The sequence below is a fragment of the Solibacillus faecavium genome, assembly GCF_014836905.1.
In the GTDB taxonomy this organism is placed as follows: domain Bacteria; phylum Bacillota; class Bacilli; order Bacillales_A; family Planococcaceae; genus Solibacillus; species Solibacillus faecavium.
The window spans coordinates 33,295-55,290 of sequence record NZ_JACSPZ010000003.1 but is presented as its reverse complement, the minus strand read 5'-3'; the positions used below and the strand labels follow the sequence as shown (position 1 = coordinate 55,290).

At 37.0% G+C, this 21,996-nt stretch carries 26 protein-coding genes; 12 read left to right on the top strand and 14 right to left on the bottom strand.

Annotated features, from left to right (window positions below; genetic code table 11):
- Positions 1-4: 4 nt before the first annotated feature.
- The 7 genes from H9635_RS07190 to hemE all read right to left on the bottom strand — a co-directional run bounded on the left by H9635_RS07190 (position 5) and on the right by hemE (position 7,315).
- The gene (locus H9635_RS07190; protein WP_191699501.1) at positions 5-499 is read right to left on the bottom strand and encodes a FixH family protein; all 495 of its coding nucleotides are present in this window, start codon (positions 497-499) and stop codon (positions 5-7) included.
- Positions 499-1,890 (bottom strand): sensor histidine kinase, encoded by a 1,392-nt coding sequence (locus tag H9635_RS07185; RefSeq protein ID WP_191699500.1) that lies wholly within the window; start codon positions 1,888-1,890, stop codon positions 499-501. Before H9635_RS07185 ends, H9635_RS07190 begins: the two co-directional genes overlap by 1 nt.
- Positions 1,887-2,579, bottom strand: a complete 693-nt coding sequence (locus H9635_RS07180) for a response regulator transcription factor (protein WP_191699499.1) — start codon at positions 2,577-2,579, stop codon at positions 1,887-1,889. Before H9635_RS07180 ends, H9635_RS07185 begins: the two co-directional genes overlap by 4 nt.
- Complete coding sequence (locus tag H9635_RS07175; RefSeq protein WP_225231181.1) at positions 2,576-3,466, bottom strand: YncE family protein; 891 nt, start codon at positions 3,464-3,466, stop codon at positions 2,576-2,578. Before H9635_RS07175 ends, H9635_RS07180 begins: the two co-directional genes overlap by 4 nt.
- A 236-nt stretch (positions 3,467-3,702) precedes the next feature.
- Positions 3,703-5,136 (bottom strand): protoporphyrinogen oxidase, encoded by a 1,434-nt coding sequence (gene hemG, locus H9635_RS07170; RefSeq protein WP_191699497.1) that lies wholly within the window; start codon positions 5,134-5,136, stop codon positions 3,703-3,705.
- Positions 5,137-5,150: 14 nt separating this feature from the next.
- Positions 5,151-6,083, bottom strand: a complete 933-nt coding sequence (gene hemH, locus H9635_RS07165) for a ferrochelatase (protein ID WP_191699496.1) — start codon at positions 6,081-6,083, stop codon at positions 5,151-5,153.
- 182 nt (positions 6,084-6,265) lie between these two features.
- Positions 6,266-7,315 carry a uroporphyrinogen decarboxylase gene (hemE, locus tag H9635_RS07160; RefSeq protein ID WP_191699495.1) on the bottom strand — a complete coding sequence of 350 codons (1,050 nt, stop codon included), beginning with the start codon at positions 7,313-7,315 and terminating at the stop codon, positions 6,266-6,268.
- A 250-nt stretch (positions 7,316-7,565) separates the two neighbouring features.
- On the opposite strand from hemE, the gene H9635_RS07155 reads away from it, so the two are divergent.
- From H9635_RS07155 to H9635_RS07145, 3 genes are all read left to right on the top strand, one after another.
- Positions 7,566-8,072 (top strand): antibiotic biosynthesis monooxygenase, encoded by a 507-nt coding sequence (locus tag H9635_RS07155; RefSeq protein ID WP_191699494.1) that lies wholly within the window; start codon positions 7,566-7,568, stop codon positions 8,070-8,072.
- Positions 8,073-8,136: 64 nt separating this feature from the next.
- The gene (locus tag H9635_RS07150; RefSeq protein WP_191699493.1) at positions 8,137-8,688 is read left to right on the top strand and encodes a chromate transporter; all 552 of its coding nucleotides are present in this window, start codon (positions 8,137-8,139) and stop codon (positions 8,686-8,688) included.
- Entirely contained in the window at positions 8,685-9,212 is a 528-nt protein-coding gene (locus H9635_RS07145) for a chromate transporter (RefSeq protein WP_191699492.1), read from the top strand. Before H9635_RS07150 ends, H9635_RS07145 begins: the two co-directional genes overlap by 4 nt.
- Positions 9,213-9,941: 729 nt before the next feature.
- Here the strand turns inward: H9635_RS07145 and H9635_RS07140 are convergent.
- Complete coding sequence (locus H9635_RS07140) at positions 9,942-11,120, bottom strand: ABC transporter permease (protein WP_191699491.1); 1,179 nt, start codon at positions 11,118-11,120, stop codon at positions 9,942-9,944.
- Positions 11,104-11,853, bottom strand: coding sequence for an ABC transporter ATP-binding protein (locus H9635_RS07135; RefSeq protein ID WP_191699490.1), 750 nt, complete (start codon positions 11,851-11,853; stop codon positions 11,104-11,106). The genes H9635_RS07140 and H9635_RS07135 overlap by 17 nt, the downstream gene beginning before the upstream one ends.
- A gap of 172 nt (positions 11,854-12,025) precedes the next feature.
- Here H9635_RS07135 and H9635_RS07130 point away from each other — a divergent pair, with 172 nt between their 5' ends.
- From H9635_RS07130 to H9635_RS07110, 5 genes are all read left to right on the top strand, one after another.
- Positions 12,026-12,445 (top strand): HIT family protein, encoded by a 420-nt coding sequence (locus H9635_RS07130; RefSeq protein WP_191699489.1) that lies wholly within the window; start codon positions 12,026-12,028, stop codon positions 12,443-12,445.
- Positions 12,446-12,604: 159 nt separating this feature from the next.
- Positions 12,605-12,976 (top strand): YtxH domain-containing protein, encoded by a 372-nt coding sequence (locus tag H9635_RS07125; protein WP_191699488.1) that lies wholly within the window; start codon positions 12,605-12,607, stop codon positions 12,974-12,976.
- A gap of 180 nt (positions 12,977-13,156) precedes the next feature.
- Positions 13,157-13,717 (top strand): HTH-type transcriptional regulator Hpr, encoded by a 561-nt coding sequence (locus tag H9635_RS07120; protein WP_191699875.1) that lies wholly within the window; start codon positions 13,157-13,159, stop codon positions 13,715-13,717.
- Positions 13,718-13,860: 143 nt separating this feature from the next.
- Complete coding sequence (locus H9635_RS07115) at positions 13,861-14,403, top strand: metalloprotease family protein (protein WP_191699487.1); 543 nt, start codon at positions 13,861-13,863, stop codon at positions 14,401-14,403.
- Positions 14,404-14,436: 33 nt separating this feature from the next.
- Entirely contained in the window at positions 14,437-14,622 is a 186-nt protein-coding gene (locus H9635_RS07110; RefSeq protein WP_191699486.1) for a hypothetical protein, read from the top strand.
- Between the two features lie 64 nt (positions 14,623-14,686).
- Here the strand turns inward: H9635_RS07110 and H9635_RS07105 are convergent, their stop codons facing one another.
- Entirely contained in the window at positions 14,687-14,791 is a 105-nt protein-coding gene (locus H9635_RS07105) for a YjcZ family sporulation protein (protein WP_081483416.1), read from the bottom strand.
- 151 nt (positions 14,792-14,942) lie between these two features.
- Between H9635_RS07105 and H9635_RS07100 the strand changes: the two genes are divergently transcribed.
- Positions 14,943-15,791: a peptidylprolyl isomerase gene (locus H9635_RS07100; protein WP_191699485.1), complete on the top strand. Its 849-nt coding sequence runs from the start codon at positions 14,943-14,945 to the stop codon at positions 15,789-15,791.
- A gap of 50 nt (positions 15,792-15,841) precedes the next feature.
- Here the strand turns inward: H9635_RS07100 and H9635_RS07095 are convergent, their stop codons facing one another.
- Both H9635_RS07095 and H9635_RS07090 read right to left on the bottom strand, forming a co-directional pair.
- The gene (locus H9635_RS07095) at positions 15,842-16,174 is read right to left on the bottom strand and encodes a zinc ribbon domain-containing protein YjdM (RefSeq protein ID WP_191699484.1); all 333 of its coding nucleotides are present in this window, start codon (positions 16,172-16,174) and stop codon (positions 15,842-15,844) included.
- 76 nt (positions 16,175-16,250) lie between these two features.
- Positions 16,251-17,030 (bottom strand): formate/nitrite transporter family protein, encoded by a 780-nt coding sequence (locus H9635_RS07090; RefSeq protein ID WP_191699483.1) that lies wholly within the window; start codon positions 17,028-17,030, stop codon positions 16,251-16,253.
- Positions 17,031-17,304: 274 nt separating this feature from the next.
- On the opposite strand from H9635_RS07090, the gene serC reads away from it, so the two are divergent.
- Both serC and H9635_RS07080 read left to right on the top strand, forming a co-directional pair.
- Positions 17,305-18,402 carry a 3-phosphoserine/phosphohydroxythreonine transaminase gene (serC, locus tag H9635_RS07085; RefSeq protein ID WP_191699482.1) on the top strand — a complete coding sequence of 366 codons (1,098 nt, stop codon included), beginning with the start codon at positions 17,305-17,307 and terminating at the stop codon, positions 18,400-18,402.
- 66 nt (positions 18,403-18,468) lie between these two features.
- Entirely contained in the window at positions 18,469-19,716 is a 1,248-nt protein-coding gene (locus tag H9635_RS07080) for an MFS transporter (RefSeq protein WP_191699481.1), read from the top strand.
- Positions 19,717-19,741: 25 nt separating this feature from the next.
- On the opposite strand, the gene yhaM is transcribed toward H9635_RS07080, so the two are convergent.
- Positions 19,742-20,677, bottom strand: coding sequence for a 3'-5' exoribonuclease YhaM (gene yhaM / locus H9635_RS07075; protein WP_191699480.1), 936 nt, complete (start codon positions 20,675-20,677; stop codon positions 19,742-19,744).
- Positions 20,678-20,873: 196 nt separating this feature from the next.
- On the opposite strand from yhaM, the gene H9635_RS07070 reads away from it, so the two are divergent.
- Positions 20,874-21,059: a YhzD family protein gene (locus H9635_RS07070; RefSeq protein WP_191699479.1), complete on the top strand. Its 186-nt coding sequence runs from the start codon at positions 20,874-20,876 to the stop codon at positions 21,057-21,059.
- A gap of 142 nt (positions 21,060-21,201) precedes the next feature.
- Here H9635_RS07070 and H9635_RS07065 read toward each other — a convergent pair whose 3' ends face one another.
- Positions 21,202-21,984 carry an enoyl-CoA hydratase gene (locus tag H9635_RS07065; RefSeq protein WP_191699478.1) on the bottom strand — a complete coding sequence of 261 codons (783 nt, stop codon included), beginning with the start codon at positions 21,982-21,984 and terminating at the stop codon, positions 21,202-21,204.
- Positions 21,985-21,996: the final 12 nt, after the last annotated feature.

Below are 21,996 nucleotides of genomic sequence, written 5' to 3'. Positions count from 1 at the left end.
ACAATTAATGGCCATGCTCTTCTTCTTTTTCTACTTGTTCTTTTTCATCGCTTGACCCATGTTCCATTGAATCCGAACTAGTATCTTCGACAACTTTACTCATATCGGGTTTCCCTACAATGAGCTTTTTCTTTGGCATGACATGCATTCCGCGAGCCGTTGTATGGGCAAACATATAATATACGCCATCATGATCGAATGTATATTCCGCAACATATATACCATCCTCCGTTAGTTGCCCGTCCAACATGTCACCCTCATCTCGAAATCCGGACTCCCACACTTCAAACTTTACTTCCTGTGCATCATTCACGACTTCTTCATCCTGCGTGACACGTGCAGCAAGCTGAACTTCCCCTACATTTAATTGCTCTTCAGTTTGAATTTGTACCTCGACAAATGCAGGTACTTCAGCAGTTTCTAGTGTTTCCACTTCGTCATCTCCACAACCGAATAATACGAAAGGTACTGCAAATAAGCTATATAACCATTTTTTCATCATTCTTCCTCCATTAATGGGAACATGACACTTACAACTGTTCCTTCATCTACTATACTTTTAATTTCCAATTTTCCTTTATGCTGTTTAACAATTTGCTCCACTATCGATAATCCGAGACCACTTCCGCCGTCTGATCGGCTCCGCGCTTTGTTCACACGGTAAAATCGCTCTGTTACATGAGGCAGGTCTTCGGGTGGAATACCTATCCCATAATCGGTAATTGTTAAAACTGCATATGAACCTACTATAGAAGATTCTACACGAATGCTAGAATGATCAGTTGAATAGTGTATCGCGTTTTCCATGATGTTAATAAAAACTTGCTTTAGTTTTTCTTCATCACCAATTACAATTATCTCTTCATTTAATTGTTGAACGATTTGAATATTTTTTTTATTTGCTTTTTGTTGTACTAAACGAATGGCATCACGGATAGTTTCTGCAAAGACAAGCATATCAAAATATGATTCTGCCTGGCTGTCTTCTTTACGTGCCAGCTGCATAAGCTCATTCGTTAGGCGCTCCATTCTTGTTGCTTCTTTTTCAATTAACCGGATCGCTTCATCCCGCTTAGCTTCATCGATTATTCCTTTTTGAATGGCTTCACTATATCCTTTCACATAGCTGATCGGTGTACGCAGCTCATGGGAAACTGTTGCTAAAAAGGATTTTTGTACTTCGTCATCTTGCTGAATTGCATCCGCCATTTGGTTGAAAGCGGAAGATAAATGCCCAATTTCATCATTTACGGAAACATTGACCCGTACATTGTAATCCCCGGCTGTCATTTGTTTTACGGCATGCTGCAATGTTTCCAACGGCAGTAGGATTTTCCGCATTCCTTGATACACGAAAAAGCCAGCTACAAGCAAAAACATAATGGCCCCTGTAATGAGTAAAATCACTTCTTCTTTTGCCAATTCCGAAATTTTAGCTAACGGAAAATAGATGTAAAGAATACCTTCCAGCCGATTTTGATCAGTAAAAGGGAGAATGACGGATATAATTTGCCGATCGAATCGTTCCTCATAACCGATTTTTGTTACAGCATTCCCTGAAAGTAATTGCTTCCGCTCATCCGGGCCAATTAATGCATCATAGTCAATATCAAATGGTACACAAGCACTTAATTCCCTCGGATTTCGAACAGCAAATATTTCAAGATTAGAGTAGGCAGCAAATTGTTCAATATCAGAAATTAGTTCGTCTGATACTTTACCTCCACTATACTTCGTCTGAAGCTTCTCGCCTGTTTCAATCATAGTACTTTTCGTATCTTCCACGTAAAGCTGTTCATATAAAAAGTTCGTAAATATGTACATAAAAATGATAGTGGCACTTAAAAATAACACCATTAATAGCCATAGCTTTGAAGATATTTTTTTCATGTCGTATGCTCAAAGCGATAGCCTACACCCCATACGGTTTGGATGTATTCACTAGCCTCTTTCGATTTTTTGCTCAGTTTTAGCCGCAATGTTTTAATATGAGTATCTACTGTACGAGCTCCACCTGCATAATCAATATCCCAAATCCGTTCTAAAAGTTGCTCGCGCGTATAGACAATCCCCGGTTTTAGCATAAATAAATGCAAAAGCTCAAATTCCTTTAAAGTTAACAATACAGGTTCCTGCTCGATGTATACTTTACGAGAAATTTCATCCATTTTTAAAATACCCCTGTGCAAGTATTGAATGGAAGGCTGTTCACTTACTGTTCCGACCCTTCTTAACACCGCAAATATTCGTGCGACTAGTTCATCGGCAGTAAAAGGTTTGACGATATAATCATCGCCCCCAATCATTAGACCCTTTACCTTATCTTCATTCGCATCACGGGCTGTCAAAAAAATAATAGGAACTTTCGCCATAGCCTGCATTGCTTCACAAACAGCAAATCCGTCTTCCCCTGGCATCATCACATCAAGCAAAACTAAATCCACCTGCTGCTGGGACAATATAAAATATGCTTCAGCGCCATTTGATGCCTGTACCGTTTCAAATCCAGATTTCGTTAAAATAACATCGATTAATTGGCGCATATTTTCTTCATCATCTACTATTAAAATAGTTGTCAATGACTATCCCCCCTTACGAGCAATTGAAAAGGTCCCTCTTTTGTTTTAACCTGCTTTTGAACTTCGCCATCATCTATAAAGTAAAGCGTATGATCATCATAACCCGCAACAACCAACTTATCCTGAAATTGGGCAACTGCAAATGGATTTGCCCCAATCTCCTGTTGCCATAATATATCACCATCCGCTGCAACACGGTATATTGTATTGGAACCATGACTCGAAACGATGATATCTTCATCAGTCTTCGAAAAGGCAATCGGCATTAGAGGCAGTGTGAATTCTCTATTTAACTGACCTGTACTTAAATTATAAACCCGGACGAATTTGTTTGGTTTATTACCTATACCATGTCCCCCAACCCATAATTCCTGTTGCTCATATGATACATACAACCCTTGGGAAGAAGTTGAAACAGGCCATTCATCGATTACCTCTAAGTTTTCTTTATGTACGACAGATAACACGGTATCTTTATAATTTATCACATATAAATAATCTTTCGACGCTGCCATTGACATTGGATAATTGCGCAGCCTAACTTTTTTCTTAAGCTCCCCTTTTTCGGTATAGCTTATTAGTTCATTTGTTTTGCCATTTGTTAAAAATAGTTGGCTCGTATCTTCATCATAATAACCGTTTGTAATGCCTAATCCTACATCAATGGACTTTACCTTTTCCCCAGATGAAAGCTGTAGAATATCTGCATGCTGCAATTGATAGCCATATAACACTACGTGGTCAAATCCAATTAATACTGCTCCTGTATATCCTTTCTCGAAAACCCATGTCGCGAGTAATTCACCTGACTGTTCGTAAAACGTTAAGGAAGGCTGCAAAATATTAAGGGATGCAACAAAAGGCTGATGTGGATTAATTTCTTCCATTCTTTCGCTATCACAACTAGCTAAAAGTAAAAGAACTATGCAACTAAAAAAATGTATTATAAATTTTTTCATTTTCATTGCACCTCATTAATAAGCGTACTAAAAATATGTGAAATTTGCATGAAGCCAATAGGATAATTTTGTGAACGAATAAAGGAAATTCACACCAAAAAAGCTGCATTAAAAGCAATTATACTTTTAATACAGCGTTTTTGTTCAATTTACATATTGAGTGATTAAATTGCCAACTTTTGTTCTAACAATTGCGCAAGTAGTAGCTCCGCGGTTTCTCTCCCTTGTAGGATACAATCCGGGATACTAATACCCTCATACGAACTTCCTGCCAAATAGACATTCGGGAATTCTTTGTAAAACTGCTCCTTCATTGAAGACATGCGTAGCTGATGACCGATAGTATATTGGGGCATAGCTTCTTTCCAGCGAGCAACTGTCGTAAACAGCGGTTGTGCATCGAGTCCAACTGCTCGATTCAAATCCTGCAATACAATTTTCTCAATTTCATTATCTGATAGCTCTACGATAGACTCATCACCGACACGACCAATATACACACGTATTAGCTCATGACCATCCGGTGTAATATTATCCCATTTCTGATGACTCCACGTACAGCTTGTTATCGCAAAATGACTGTTACGCGAAACGAAGAAGTTAAGCGCACCTTCATACTTTTTAGTTGTTCCAGGTTTAAATGCCATCGTTACAGTTGCAATGGTTGCATAGTTCATCTCCGGCACTTGCTGCATAATATCAGAATCCGGGAAGATTTTTTTAGTCACATTAAATGGTGTTGTCATCACAACTTTATCGGCATCTATAGTAGTACCATCATTTAATGTAATCGATTGTGAATAATCGATTTTATTTTCAATGCAATTTACTTTTAGTCCTTTAAGAATGGTCACATCGGTCAACGAGTTTTCCAATGTCTCAATTAACGACTCCAATCCATTTACAAATGACTCATAATGAATTTCACCCGGTGTATCTACAAGCGCGTAAATTCCTTTACCTGTCTTTTTCATGCCAACCAATAAACTACGATAATCATTTTCAAGCTGATAAAATTGCGGGAACATCGATTGCATACTAACATGATCGACATCGCCGGCAAATGTTCCCGCCAATACCGGTTCCACCAAATTTTCTACAAGCTCTTTCCCGAAGCGTCTACTGAAAAACTCACTGATCGCCTCGTCGGCTTCATGAGGTAATTTAGGTAAAAATAAATCCCCTGCAGCTCGAAATTTCCCCATTAAAGAAAGGACATTCGATGTCATAAACGTGAATATTTTAGGTGACCCTCCGAGTAAAATATTACTCGGAATTTGATGTAGCTTGCTACCAACAGCGATGAATGTTCGACCGTTATTATTTTGAACTATTTCATGTTCGATATTTAAATCACGTGCCAACTTACGGACACTGCTACCTGTATCAAAAAACGATTCAGGTCCACGTTCAATGATATATCCATCTTTACGCTCTGTATGGATTTTACCACCTAAACGCAGGGACGCTTCGATTAACACAATATCTATTGGTAAATTGTGCGCCTTCGTTTTTTGTTGTAAATAGTATGCCGTCGTTAAACCAGTGATTCCACCGCCAACGATAACAACCTTCCTCTTTTTTAAAGTCACCTTCATCATCACTCTCTATATTAATTCGCTATTTTCTTATTTATCGCATCTACCATTGCGTCTATAAATAAAGGGTGCGTATTTGGCATTGTTGGTCGATAATAGCTTGCGCCAATTTCATCGCATACAACTTTACATTCAATATCATTATCATAAAGAACTTCCAAATGCTCTGTAACAAAGCCTACTGGCGTATAGATGAATGCTTTATAACCCTTTTGCTCAAATAATTCCTTTGTTAAATCCTGCACATCCGGCCCTAACCATGGCTCCGGCGTTTGTCCAGCTGATTGCCAGCCTACTTCAACATTCACAATATCAGAAGCTTCCTCAATTAAACGGGCAGTTTCAACTAATTGCTCTTCGTATGGATCACCAGCTAATTTAATTTTTTCCGGTAATGAGTGGTTAGAAACAATTAGACAAGCATTTGCACGTTCCTCTTCAGTCATCTTCGCCAATTCACCATTTACTGCTTGTTTCCAAAACTCAATGAATTTCGGTTCGTCATACCATGCTTCAACAGAAGTAATATTTAATGTACCGCCTAACTTTTCGGCAGCTTCTTTAGCACGTCCGTTGTAAGATTTAATGGAGAAAGTAGAGAAGTGTGGCGCTAAAACGATGGAAACCGCTTCAGTAATCCCTTCCTTTACCATCGCTTCTACGGCATCCTCTACAAATGGCTCAATATGCTTTAAACCGATAAATACTTTATATTCTATTTTATCCTGAACCTCATTCAAACGTGCACATAATGCGTGTGCTTGAGCCTCCGTCATTTTTGCAAGAGGTGAAATCCCGCCAATTGCACGGTAACGCTCTGTTAAATCGTCAATATGTTCTTGGCTCGGCTTACGGCCATGACGAATATGTGTATAATAACGTTCAATATCTTCTTCTTTATATGGCGTACCATACGCCATTACTAATAATCCACGTACTTCTTTCATGTAAGATCACCTCTGAATGTTTTTAAACACGTTTTTATTTTTGGATAATTTTCGACTTCATTTTATTGCTGACTAGAAAGGAGTTAATGTTTTCACTGTGCAAACGGTGAAAACATCAGTAGGACATTCACCTTCTCCTTCTCAAATAGCAACGAATCAAATTAGAATTAATTATTTAATTATTATCGTTTTGCAATTTGTTCACGGCTGTAGTCGTGTACAAATGCTGTTAGTCGTTTTAATACGGCTGGATCTACTTCCGGGAAGACACCATGACCTAAGTTGAAAATATGACCACCTGTATGTGCTAATCCTTGATCAACAATATCTTTTGCACGTGCTTCGATTACGTTCCAGTCTGCCAATAATAATGTAGGATCTAAGTTCCCTTGAACGGCCTTTGTTACACCACGTGCTTCTGCTTCACGGATTGGTAAACGCCAGTCTAACCCTACGACATCGATTGGCAGGTCATGCCATTCGTTTACTAAATGTGTTGCCCCAACACCAAACTGAATTAAAGGTACATTTAAAGCACGTAATTCAGCAAAAATACGAGTCATTGTTGGCTTAATAAAAATTCGGTAGTCTTCCACATTTAATGCGCCCACCCATGAATCGAAAATTTGAATAGCCTTTGCACCGGCTTCTACCTGTGCTGTAATATCCGCGATAATCATGTCAGCTAATTTATCCATTAGCGCAATCCAAGCTTTTGGCTGTGAAACCATAAAGGATTTTGTTTTTGCATAATTACGGCTTGGACCACCTTCAATCATATAACTTGCCAGTGTAAACGGAGCACCGCCAAAGCCGATTAACGGAACATTTAACTGCTCTTTCGTTAACATTTTAATCGTTTCTAAAACATATGGTGTATGCTCTTTTGCATTAAACTCGCGCAAGTTTTCTACATCGGCTACAGAACGAATCGGGTTAGAAATGACCGGTCCAATACCTGCCTTAATTTTTACATCTACTCCCATACCTGGTAAAGGGGTTACAATATCTTTATAAAGAATGGCAGCATCTACGTTGTATTGTTCAACGGGTAAACGTGTAACATATGCACATAGTTCCGGTTGCATTGTAATCTCTTCTAATGAATATTTTTGTTTGATTTCACGATATTCTGGCTGGGAACGACCTGCCTGGCGCATAAACCAAACTGGCGTATGTTCTACTTGTTCACCGCGAGCAGCACGTAATAATGTATCATTAAATTTCATCATGTTTGATTTCTACCCCTTAAAATAAATTCATTTTTATTCTGTACTTTTAAAAAAACGTCATTAATATCCATTATCGACTATAAGCTTTTCAAGAATAATTGTATAGATTTCTTCTTTAAATGTCATAAAATTGTCCTTTCTGCTATAGAACTTTTTGACAAATAGCTTGAACATCTTTATAAATGGAAATAATAGAACCAATTACGTTTACGTAATCAAACCCCTAAATAAAGAAAAGGAGGTCATATCCATGAATTTTTATGTAACTTCAGGTACACCCGACTATATGGAAAAGTTAGTCGAAAAAAATGCTAAGCACCCTCTTATCTTATTACACGGAAATGGCAACTCTGTCGTATTACATGAAACCGATAAAAAGTCTATCTTTGCTGTACCCCGTAATTTCGAAGTCATTGCCCAAAAGGGACAATTTGAGCAGAAGGGCTATTTTACTTTTTACAATATGCCCATTATGTCAGATGAACGTCCTGTTTTCGAGAAAAAAGCTCTCGACGTCATTTCTTCATTAAATACAAACGACGGTGTCATTGCATATCGCCTACTCCGTCCGATCAAAGCAGAGACGTATTTATTTATTATCCAATGGGGTGGACCTGCTTCCTATGAAGTATGGAAAAACAGCAATGAGTATAAAACTTCATTTTCCCCGGTATTCGAGGGAACTACTCAGGCTTTGCAGTCAATGTTTAACGCAGCAGCATATATTACGACATACAGTGCCCCATCAAAAGAATAATGCTTTTTTTGGAGTTATCTCTCCTATGAAGGTAACTCCTTTCTTATTTAAAGGAGGAAACACATTGGCTAAGCAGTTACATATTTTTATTGCGTTTTTCAGATCGGGATTACTTGGCTTTGGTGGTGGCCCCACGACAATCCCACTAGTACATAAAGAAGTTGTTAAAACTTATGAGTGGATGACAGATGAAGAATTTTCTGATGTCATATCAATTGGAAATACCTTACCTGGTCCGATTGCTACAAAGATGGCTGGTTATATTGGTTTTCGGGTAGGTGGATGGTTGGGACTCATAAACGCATTAGTAGCAACGGTTCTTCCAACTGTCATCCTTTTGGTATTATTACTCGGTTCACTAAAGCAATTTAGCGAATCTGATTTCGTAAACGGTATGACAAATGGGGTTATTCCCATTGTTGCCGTGATGATGGGTGTTTTAACATGGGATTTTATAAAAAAGTCAAAAGCATCCCTTGGTATTAAATTGGCTTCGATTATTTTTATTGTAAGTTTCATTGCTATTATTGTATTAAATATTCATCCCGGATTTGTTATTGCTACATTATTAATAATCGCACTTGCTCTTCCCGTTAAAGGAGGCGATATTTCATGACCTATTTTCAATTATTTTTAGCATTTTTCTTTCCAAATATTCTCGCTTACGGTGGCGGTCCTGCTGCAATTCCATTAATCGAGCATGAAGTTGTACAAAAATATGGCTGGATGACGAAAACAGAATTCAGCGAAGTATTCGCCCTTGCCAACTCTTTACCGGGACCGATTGCAACCAAAATGGCAGGTTATATCGGTTTTGAAGTGGCCGGCATTTTAGGAAGTATGGTTGCACTCTTTGCAACAGTAGCGCCCTCCCTTGCACTTATGCTGTTATTATTAAACTTATTATATAAGCATCGTCATTCTTTACGTGTAAAGCGTTTGTCGAGCTATGTATTACCGGCTATTGCAATATTAATGCTTTCTCTGACATTTGATTTTGCAAAAACTTCTTATGAATTAAATAACCTTATTCCTACAATTCTATTACTTGCTGCAAGTTATTTTGCTTTGGAGAAATTTAAAATTCACCCTGCCTTTGTCATTTTAGCTGGTCTATTAATTGGGGGATTGTTTTTATAGGATTATAGTGTAATCAAAGAGCCTGGAACAAAACGAAAAACATCTATTTTTCCCAAAAAAATAGATGTTTTTCTACTTTTGCCAGAATTGATTTCCGTTACGGGGACGCTTTCCGGGGGCACGGCCTGAGCCTGTAGTCTCAGGCGTCGGTGCTCCTGCGGTTACTCGTCGCAAAATAAATTTTGCTGTTCCCCCAGGAGTCGCCCCTTCACTCCAATCAATTCATTATAATATCAATTCTTAATAAGAGTATTTCCCTTTTACAAAGAAATTTCTACTTATGTCCCAGCCTCCAGATTGTCGACAAATGGTCTTTAGGGTTTTGTCTTTTTATTATAAATTTAACTAGATGCTTAGCAGGAACAAATTGTTCATGTTCATTAATTTGAATTGATTATTTGTCATCGTAGATATCGTAGCTCACTTTATTTAAAGCGATGAATAAGTTGATTGGAATGGAGGGACCGTGACTCCACCGGGAATAGCGAAATTTATTTTGCGACGAGTAATCGCAGGAGCACCGCGCGGAAGATCCACTAAATTGTGCCTGCCGTTGTAGGCACAATTTAGTTAGCTGGAGCCGTGCCCGGGGAAAGCATCGGTCCCGGAATGGAAATCAACGGTTTAATATTAATTTAATTTTTAACAAATACTTTTTAAAAGTTTGTATACAGTCTAAGAGCATCTCTTCTCACCAAAAGAAGAGATGCTCTTTGTTTTGTTACTGAATTATTTAGACATTCTCATCGTTAATTCACTTACGCCAATAATTACAAACGGAATAATGTAAAATTGAGGCTGCATTATCGCACATACTGTCACAATTATTGCTTGTACAATACTTAATTGACGGAGTAACTTTGCGACTGCCTGCTTTCTCGTATCTCGTGGAATCGGATAAAGCATGTCCATTCGGAAATCCCCTGCCGACATTAATGCATATTTAAGTTGTAAAGTCGTTGCAAATGCCAATGCTCCGACTACAATCCATGTTACAAACGGAATTGTTATAAACATAGCAATAATTGCTGAAATGACCGTTAGACGTACCCATAGGTAGAAATGGTCATCTGTCCGAATAAATGTACGGTAAATTAAGAAAGCCTGTGTATTTTCCTTTTTAAAACTAATCGCCTTATACGCAAAATCCAACCAAGCACGGCGCTTTACCGATCCCTTTAAATGCGGGACATCTGTGAAGTAATTCGCAAAACGATAGAAACGCATCATGCGATTTTGTTCTAGTTTAATAAAATGTTCATATGGTACTGGATTATTCTGCATTCTTTTCTGAAGCGTGATGTTATAAAATACGAGCATAATCAAAAATACGATACCAATTAAACCGTTTGTTAGCATCATCTGAATGGCTAAAATCGATACGACCATCCGGACAACCCGGTCCAAACCAATTGAGTGACCACGGTTCACATATCTATAATAGAATTCACCGCGCACATTAAACCATTTCAAGATAGCTATAAATAATACATTCATCCAAATTTCAGCAGCAGAAAGTTCAGTTACAGCCTTTAATAATGGAATCGCTATAATACATAATACAACCGGAATCAAAACTTGTGACCAAAATGTCCAGTTCATCGCTTTTTTAAAGTAGCCGGGCATTTGACTTTCTAGTGGCAATAAATATACTTGGTCCGGCTCTTTTATTAATGTTACTGGTCGGCTCAATGCAATCAGTGCCCCAATCATTACGGCAATAATCCACTCAGCCGGGAAATCTGTTGATACTACTTTTAGCCATTCACTATATTGATAGCCCCCTGCGCCAGCAATAAAAACGAGGACAATGGCTATATGCCCCGTAAAGACGAAGCGCATATATTTCATTACTTCGCCTATGTAATGCTCAAAGCGCTTAGCCCATACATTATGCATGTTGTTCATTGTCCTGCTCCTTTGTCATCGCAATGTACAAGTCATCCAATGTTGCAGTCGGCATGTTGAAAGCTTTTCGTAAATCATCCATCGTCCCCTGTGCCCGTACTCTTCCTTCATGAAGGAGGATGATGCGGTCACAATGCTTTTCGGCAGTAGACAAAATATGTGTCGACATTAAAATCGATGCCCCTGCACGCTTCTTTTCATCCATTTGATCTAGTAATGATTGAATCCCTAGTGGGTCCAAACCGACAAAGGGCTCATCGATAATATAAAGACTCGGATTAACTAAAAATGCACACATAATCATTACCTTTTGGCGCATCCCTTTTGAGAAATGCGATGGAAACCAATTTAAACGCTTTTCCATTCGGAATTCCTTCAATAGGCTTTCAGAACGCTCATTTAATGTCTTTTCATCTATTCCATAGGCCATTGCTGTTAATTGTAAATGTTCTTTCAATGTTAGTTCCTCGTAAAGGACAGGCGTTTCCGGAATATAAGAAAAACTGGAACGATATTTATCCAAATTCTCCTTTAGTGTCACGCCGTTTAAGCGGATTTCCCCAGAACGAGGTAAGAGTGTACCGATTATATGTTTAATTGTCGTACTTTTCCCGGCACCGTTTAATCCGATTAATCCAACAAGCTCACCTTTTTTAATTTCAAATGATAAGTCTTTAATTACAGGTTTTTTCGTATAACCACCTGTTACATTTTCTAATTGTAAAATTGTCACAGTCGTCACTCCTCTTTTCTAAATTCAGTTTATCAAATGCTCATGAAGTTGAACACTGAATGAATCAGCCAATTCTTTATACGTTTCATACAAATCCTTTACATAAAGTAGTTTTCAAAATAATCTATGATAAAATAAAGAAAAATAATAGAAAAAGGAGAGAAAAAATCCGATGAACGATTGCTTATTTTGTAAAATTATCGCTGGGGACATACCAAGTTTGAAAGTTTATGAAGACGATCATGTATTTGCCTTTATGGATATTGCGCCATTAACAAAGGGTCATACATTACTAATTCCTAAAACGCATTGCAAAGATTTATTTGAAATGCCTGAGGACGTTGCACGCAATTTATATGCAGCCGCTCCAAAAGTGGCAAATGCGATTAAAGCGGCATTTAACCCAGTAGGTATGAACACAATCAACAATAATGGTGCTGCTGCAGGCCAGACCGTATTCCATTATCATCTTCATCTCGTACCGCGCTATGACGAGACAGATGGCTTAGTAGTTGAATGGAACAGTCGTCAACAGGATTTCCAAGCGGATGTGCTAACAAACCTTTCAGAGCAGATTAAAGCACAGTTATAGTTTCATCTAACGATACCAGCATCTTCTCCATACAAAATGCTGGTTTTTGTATGAACTATTTTTCCTCTCCATCCTAATTCCTGTTTTAAATGTTTATTGGTAGATGGATTTGGAAAAAGATTTGGATAAAGACATATTAAAAAAAGTGAGGGAATCATTATGAAAGTTAAATCATTTCTATTAGGTGTTACAACAGGAATTGTCAGCGGTGCTGCAGTTATTTTATTTTCCGCACCACAATCAGGTACCGAATTAAGAAAGAACCTTATTGCCAATACAAAAAATGTTAAATCTAAGCTTCAAGAAGTACAAGGCGAACTGAATAATGTAAAACAATCCATTACAACACTAAAGGCAGAAGCCCAGAATAATATGCCTAGTATAATAAATGAATTAAAAGATAATTTCACAACTTTTAAAACAGAAATCGAACCAGAAACAGCATTATTAAAACAAGAAATTGAAAATTTACAGAATTCTATAAGTGAAATCGAGAAAAATATCCCTTCAAACAAAAATAATACACAATGAACGGCTATTCACTCATAGTTATTTAGTCCTGTTATTTTTTACAAAAATAGCAAATTAAATCCTAAAAGTATCTTTTTGTAGTATATTTCAAGCAATGTTCAATTATTCCATTTTTCTAACTTTAAAGTCTTTTCTTTTATTGCTATAATATTTTTAAAATGATAATGAAAGAAGAAGGTGATTGCTTTGACAGAAGATTTATACTCACAAAGAGAGGCTATGCTGTTCAGCCAAAGAGTCGCACAGCTATCAAAAGCTCTTTGGAAAGCTATTGAAAAAGATTGGCAAACATGGATTAAACCTTTCGATTTAAACATTAATGAACATCACATTTTATGGATTTCATATCATTTGAAAGGCGCTTCAATTTCGGATGTAGCTAAATTCGGCGTCATGCATGTATCTACTGCTTTCAACTTTTCAAAAAAATTGGAAGAGCGTGGATTACTCACTTTCTCAAAACGTGATGAAGATAAACGTAATACATATGTCGAGTTGACTGAAAAGGGCTCTGAACTGATTTTACGTATGTATGACCACTATCACGATACAGAGCATTCTATTTTATTAGGTGCGTTGCCATTAAAGGAACTATACGGGAGATTCCCTGAGTTTTTAGATGTAATGGCCGTTATTCGCAATATCTACGGCGATGACTTCATTGAAATTTTCGAACGCTCTTTCTACAATTTCAAAGAGACGTTGGACGATTCAGGAAAACCGAGTATACCGACTACTTAAATAAATCAATTAGAAAGAAATGCCGTCAATTTAAATTGGTGACATTTCTTTTTTCTTTCATTATAGTTAGTTTAATGTTTAAATCTTAATATTTATTGGGAAAATAAAGTAAATCGTTATCCATTTGTTTTAGGGGGGGTAACATGCATTGTTGGAAAACGATTAATATTGAACGTGAATACGGTACAACACGCTTATTTTTATTGGGAATTACCATTTTTGTACTGGTTTTTTGCTTTTCTTATATTGCATTTAGTTTTAATTTTAATGGTCAGCACATTGATCATTATTTATGGTTAGTTTTTTTAGTAATTCCGCTTCTTTATCCTTTACACAAGTTTTTGCATTATCTTGCTTTATTTCAATATAAAAAGTCACTTATACTTCGTTTAAAAATTCAATACTATTTTATTCCGGTTATTCAGATGCGCTTAGAAAATGGTATCCCTAAAAGATCCTATATTTTTGCACTGGTCACGCCTTTTATTATAATTAATGCAAGCTTAATATTCGGGGGCCTTTCAGTTCCCCAATACGCACATTACTTTAGCGGACTGCTTGCTTTACATTGTAGTATTTGTCTTATGGATTTTTTATATGTGAAAAATTTAATGTATGCACCAAACAATGCTATAATTGAAGAGACGCCTAGAGGTTATGAAATTTTAGTACCACTTGATTTATAGTTTTTATTGATGCTTTAGAGGGGAGGAATAAATTTGTTACTACTTGTTGTCATCTTATTTTCAGTAATATACTTATTCCAAATAAATCGAATGACTGCGGCATTATGCAGTCGCCGTGAAATTCCAGAAGAAAAACAACCAAAAATTTTCCGTACGATAAATGTTTTAATTACAATTTTACTCGTCAGTTTGTATGTTGAAGTGCTACTGGCTGTCTAAGTCGTTCCACATTCAATTGAAAAGTGGTAAAAATCGTAAAATACGATTTTTACCACCTTTTTTTTTAGTAGATGAATGCTGCGCCTACGATAATTAACAAGATAAATAAAACAACTAAAAGCGCAAATCCAGAGCCATAGCCGCCGCCGTTATAACCTCCACCGCCCATACTTGCCACCTCCTTCCCTTGCTTTCCTAATTATCGTATGCACTAATGTTCACAAAACTTAGGCGCTCTTTTCCTTGGGAACCATTTTTGTTTTTATTTCGTTTATGTTATAGTTACAATTGCATAAAAGTTAAGTTAGGGGCGTATTAACATGAAAAAAACTCTTTTCGCATTAACAGTTGCAGCTTCAATCGGTTTAGCTGCGTGTAGTAATCCTGGAGATGAAGTTGTCGTATCCACAAATGTAGGCGACATTACTCAAGAGGAATTTTATAATTCAATGAAAGACATTGCAGGAGACCAATTATTACAACAAGTAGTAGTTGAAAGAATTTTAAACGATAAATATAAAGTAACAGATGAAGAAATTGAAGAAGAATTAGCTACTGTAAAAGAGCAGTATGGCGAAGGCTATGAAGCTGCATTAGCACAGAGCAATTTAACGGAAGAAATGCTAAAAACAAATATCCGCTTCACTTTGTTACAACAAAAAGCTACAGAAGACGTTGAAGTAACAGACGAAGAAATCCAAAAATACTATGACCAAGCTTCTCAAGAATTAAATGCTCGCCATATTTTAGTTGAAGATGAAGCAACTGCAAATGAAATTATCGAAAAGCTAAATGCTGGTGAAGATTTTGCGGAATTAGCTAAAGAATTCTCAACTGATCCAGGTTCTGGTCAACAAGGTGGAGATTTAGGTTGGTTTACTGTTGGTACAATGGTGCCTGAATTCAATGATGCTGCTTATGCATTAAAAGTTGATGAAATTAGTAAACCAGTACAAACTCAACACGGTTTCCACATCATTCAAGTACAAGAAAAACGTGCTGTAAAAGATTACGGTACACTTGAAGAGAAAAAAGAAGAAATCCGTGAGTCAATCGTTGCTACAAAAGGTGATTGGAACACGACAATGGCTGAATTAATTAAAGGCGCTAAAATTGATGTAAAAGATGAAGATTTAAAAGACGCATTTTCTAGCTTTACTGCTGAATAATTACATCACATCAAAAAAGCGAGACCCATCTGACATGGGTCTCGCTTTTTTTAGTTTTTCTTTACAAATTCGGATTTTAGTTTCATTGCACCAAAACCATCGATTTTACAGTCAATATTATGATCGCCTTCCACAAGACGAATATTTTTAACACGAGTCCCTATTTTTAATGTGGATGAGCTCCCTTTTACTTTTAAATCTTTAATTACTGTAACGGTATCGCCATCTGTTAAAAGGTTTCCATTAGCATCACGGACAACTAACCCTTCTTCTACTTCCACCGATTGGGACCACTCATGCGCACATTCAGGACACACGTAATTTTGTCCATCTTCATACGTATACTCCGAACCACATTCAGGGCACTTTGGTAATTGTTCCATTTCATATAACCTCCAGTCATTCATCTTCTCTATACTGGCATAAATCAAACCTTTAAACAAGGTTATCAATGCTCTACTATTCCTCCATTATGTTTTGACTCCCTTTACATAACCAAAAACCAAACCCTAAAATAACAGCGCCTCCAATTATATTGCCGATCGTGACAGGAATGATATTATGTAATGCACCTTGTAATGTAATCATCTCGCTATGCGGCATCATCAAAGCTAACGAAAAGAGCATCATATTCGCAATTGAATGTTCGAACCCACCTAGTATGAACGGGAAAACACAGCAAAAAATAAGCAACACTTTGGCAACCTCACTTTTAACTCGATAGGAACACCACACACCTAAACAAACAAGGACATTGCAAAGAATGCCACGGAACAGCAACTCTGTCGTCGATGCAGTCATTTTTATAATAGTCACTTTTTCTACATATACTGCTAAATCACCGACAACATATCCCGTCATAAAAAGTAGCCATGCACAAAAGTATGCACCGATAAAATTCCCGCTATAACTAACAGTCCAATTTTTTATCAAATCGAACCAAGTATTTTTTCTCTCAAGTGCTCCAATTGTTAAGATCAAATTATTACCTGTAAATAAATCAACCCCACCTATTGTTACCATACAGAGGGCGATCCCAAAAACAGCTGCTTGTATAATCCTTAGCATAGGCATTTCAGAAGGAGATAATAAGCCCCCTATCACGATAAAAGTCAGCATACCAAAACCTATAAATAAGCCCCCAAAAAAGGCAAGCATCAAATAATTTAATACACTTTTATTTAAGATTTTTATTTTCTTTTCTGCTACTGCTGCGATGACCTGAAATGTTTCATACATTGGAACGCCTCTTTCCTAATAAATTCACCATAAATTATACCAACTTATTACAATTACTGTATTCAAAACAATGAAACTTTTACTACTATTTATTAGAGCCAATTCTTCTAAACCCGAACATTAGTATTTCACATTGTACAAAAATCCTTATATATGTAGTTAGTTATTCTCATTTATGCCTTTTGGAAAAATAATTTAAAGAATTTTCACACATTAATATAAAAAGAGTATATTATCTACTTATATGAATTAACTAACATAAGGAGTGTTTCCATTGACGATAACAACAAAACGCGCATATAACTTTAATGCAGGTCCATCTGCATTACCACTTGAAGTTTTACAAAAAGCACAAGCAGAACTGGTTGATTTTAAAGGTACTGGCATGTCAGTAATGGAATTAAGTCACCGAAGTGCAGCATTTGAAGAAGTACATAATGAAGCAATTGCACGTCTGCGTAAGCTATATGAAATACCGGAAAACTATGAAGTATTATTTTTACAAGGTGGAGCAAGCCTACAGTTTTCCATGATTCCTATGAACTTCTTAAAAGAAGATCAAAAAGCAAGCTATATTCAAACTGGTGCTTGGTCAGAAAAGGCTTTTAAAGAAGCGTCATTATTCGGTACACCAGTTTTAGCGGCAAGTTCAAAAGAAAATAACTATAAAAATATCCCTGCTCTTTCAGACATCCAAATTGATAAAGAATCTGCATATGTTCACCTAACATCAAACAATACGATTTTCGGTACTCAGTGGAAGGCATTCCCTAACACAGGTGATATTCCATTAATTGCAGATATGTCTTCTGATATTTTATCTAAAAAAGTAGATGTTTCGAACTTTGCAATGATTTATGCAGGGGCACAAAAAAACCTTGGTCCATCTGGAGTAACAGTAGTGATTATTCGTAAAGACTTATTAGAAAGTGCTAACTCTAATATTCCTACAATGTTAAAATACTCAACTCATTCTAAAAATAATTCTTTATACAACACACCACCTACTTTCGGAATCTACATGTTAGGTGAAGTTTTAAAATGGATGGAAGATCAAGGTGGATTAGAGGTTATAGAGCAACGTAACGAGGAAAAAGCAAAATATATTTACGACGCAATCGACAATTCAAACGGCTTCTACTTCGGGCATGCAACAGAAGAATCTCGTTCACTGATGAATATTACTTTCCGCGTTGCTGACGAAGAGCTGGAAAAGAAATTTTTAGCTGAAGCAAAAGAAGCTGGCTTCGTCGGTTTAAATGGTCACCGTTCTGTAGGAGGCTGCCGCGCTTCTGCATACAATGCTGTACCAGTAGAAACTTGCTTAGCCCTTTCTGAATTTATGGTGAAATTCCAACAAGATAACCAATAGAATTAACTAAAGTGAAGATGCTCCCTAATATCATGGGGGCATTTTTGTATATAGGGGGGTATAATGATGAAAAAATGGCATTATAGCTGGATTATACTAGCCGTAACATTTATATCGATTATTGTAGCTGGTATTATACGCTCATCAGCTGGGGTATTTATTAATCCTTTTGAGCAGGAATTTGGCTGGAGCCGCCCCTCGATTTCATTAGCATTTGCTGTATCTTTATTTTTATATGGATTTTCAGGTCCTTTTATGGCTGCATTCGTTGAGAAATATGGCTTAAAGCGTATGATGCTTGGATCAATGACGTTGCTTTCCCTCGCATTAGCCAGTACCTTCATCATGCAAAAAGAATGGCAGCTTATACTTATATGGGGCATTATGATGGGCATCGGCTCTAGTTTATTCTTAACAGTATTAAGTACACAAGTTGCAAATCGGTGGTTCGTTAAACGTAGAGGGCTGGCAGTAGGGATTTTAACCGCTGCAACTGCTACAGGACAGCTGATATTATTGCCGGTACTTGCGGCTTTAGTAGACCGTTATTCATGGCAAGCAGCCATTGCTTTAATCTTTGTACTAAGCATATTGATGATCGTTATTATCTCTATCTTTATGTATAACTATCCGATTGAAAGACAGATTGCTCCTTATGGAAATGATGATCTAGTAGAGCCTGTGCGCTCAACAGGGAATCCTTTTGTAATGGCCGTAGCTTCACTTATTGAAGGATTGAAGGCAAAGGAATTTTGGCTATTGGCAGGCAGTTTTTTTATTTGTGGTTTATCGACGAGTGGTTTGATTGGAACTCATTTTATATCTTACTGTATTAGCTTTGGTATCCCTGTCGTTACAGCAGCTGCAATGCTTTCCTTTATGGGGATATTTGATTTAATCGGTACTACATTATCAGGCTGGTTATCGGATCGTTTTGATAATCGCTGGCTTTTATTTTGGTATTATTCTTTAAGAGGGCTTTCATTACTTGCACTTCCCTTTGCACTTGACACAGGTTCCTATGCATGGCTAATGATTTTCGCCATTTTTTATGGGCTTGATTGGATTGCAACTGTCCCACCGACAATTGGTTTAACACGCCAACGTTTCGGTATAGAAAAAAGCGCCATGATGTACGGCTGGATGGTGGCATTTCACCAAGTGGGGGCTGCTGTAGCTGCCTACTATGGTGGTGTATTCTATAGCGCATTTGGTTCATATAAAATGGCCTTTTTGCTGGCAGGAGGATTTTGTTTCCTCGCAAGTCTATTTGTTATTCTTATAAAAAAACAACCGCAATTAAAAGAAGCATGAGCCAAGGTTTGGCTCATGCTTTTTCTTATAACGTTGGTTTATAAAATGAACGATTGTCCAATGGGAATAAGCGCTCTGTAAATTCACCTGGTTTTGTTTTATCCAAGGCACGTGTAAGCATATTCATTTTCGCATCAATATTATCAATGTAATGCAAAATTTCCGCTTCCTGAATCATTGGTTTTTTAGGGCTGCCCCATTCTTCTTTTCCGTGATGGCTCAACACTAAGTGCTGTAGTAACATCACTTCTTCACCTTCTATTTTCAGTTCATGTGCAGCTTGACCGATTTCATTGACCATGATCGAGATATGGCCAAGTAAATTCCCTTCCACTGTATACATTGTACCGACAGGACCACTTAATTCAATCACTTTACCAACATCATGTAAAATAACACCTGCATATAGCAAGTCACGATTTAATGTTGGATATAAATCACAAATCGCCTCACTTAATTTTAACATGGACACGACATGGTCAATTAAACCCGATGCATAGTCGTGATGGTTTTTTGTCGCTGCCGGGAATATGATTATTTGATCTTGAAATTTTTTCACGATATAGCGCGTGAGACGTGAAATATTTGGGTTTTGAATTTGGAAGAAATATTGATTTAATTCTTCAAATAACTGTTCTTTCGGAATGGCGGATGTCGGCAATAAGTCGCTGATCTGAACACCCTCTTCTTCACGTGTCGGGCGAATTTGTTTTACACGTAACTGGTTCTTTCCACGATAATCGTGAATTTCTCCACCGACTTTAACAATTACTTGAGCCCGATATAAATTTTCATGTTCTTCATTTGTATCCCAAAGCTTTGCTTCAATATCTCCACTTCGGTCTTGTAAAATAAGTGACATGAATGGTTTACCAACTGTCGTTACACCTTTTTTTGCTTCTTTAATTAGTAAATATTGATCTACTTGGTCACCCGGTTGGAGTTTTGTAATTCCATTCACAAGCAATCTCCCCTTTATAACTCTATTACAATTTATTGTAACATGTATATGCAATACTTATCGATTAAAAGACTATATTACTGTTCATCTAAATGACATTACTTTCGTCTTTTTTCTACAAAACAAGCTTTATTTCGTGAATTATTCGAAAATTACTAGTATAATTATATTATCTTGCTTATAAAGGGTGGTTTAAATGGAGAATTATCGTTTTACTGCATTTGAGAAAACAGGAGAAACTTTATTCGATGAAGTATGGACTTTTGCAAACGATGACGCTGCAAAAATCGATGGCCAGAAGCAAATCGAAGAAAAAGGTATTGCTGAAAAAACACATCGATTAGTAAACTCATCTGGCAAATTAATTTTATTCCACGTGTAAACTAACCGTACATAAATCGGAGGTGCCCTATCATGTAGGGCATTTTAATTTTATCTGATTATTCTTTTTACAAATTATTGGTCTTAAAACGAAAAATCCACCATTTTGCCGTTCAGCAAAATGGTGGATTTTTCATTGGTAATTATTTACCTATAAACTGTGGCATACGTTTTTCTACAAATGCTTTAATGCCTTCTAAATGATCTGTTGTTTGTCGCATCTTCACTTGTCCCTCTGATTCACCCTTCAGAATTTCATCCAATTGGCCGAGGTTAGAAGCATGCAAAATACATTTTGTTTCAATCATTGCTAGAATTGGAGATGCCAGTACTTTCCCGACGAGCTGATCAACTGTTTCTAATGCCGTTCCATCTGGACAACTATAATCAATCAGACCTAACGCTAATGCCTCATCTCCATTCATTACTTTCCCTTCCCAAATCATTTGCTTAGCTTTTACTGTACCAAGACGTTCCTTCATAAAGAAGTGGCCGGCACCATCCGGTATTAAACCAATACCGATAAAGTTCATCGCCAGTTTACTTGATTGTTCTGCAACAATAATGTCACTTCCTAATGCCAAACTAAAGCCTAGCCCAGCAGAAGCACCATGAATTTGTGCAATTGTAATCATCGGAAGCGTGTAATATGCTCTGACTAAACGTGCAATATCATCCATTATCGTACCAAAATCAGAAAAATCATTCGAGGCAACCATCCTCTTCACATCGCCTCCTGCTGAAAAGACTTTCCCTTCTCCTTTAATTATCAGAATTTGGACGTCCTTTTCATTATGTAATGCTTCGAAGCAGTCGGCCAATTCCCGCATCATTGTAAAATCCATTGCATTCATCGCATTCGGACGATTTAATGTTAAAGTTGCTTTTCGTTCTGCTATTTCCAATTTAATCGTTTCAAAGTTCATTTCCATACACCC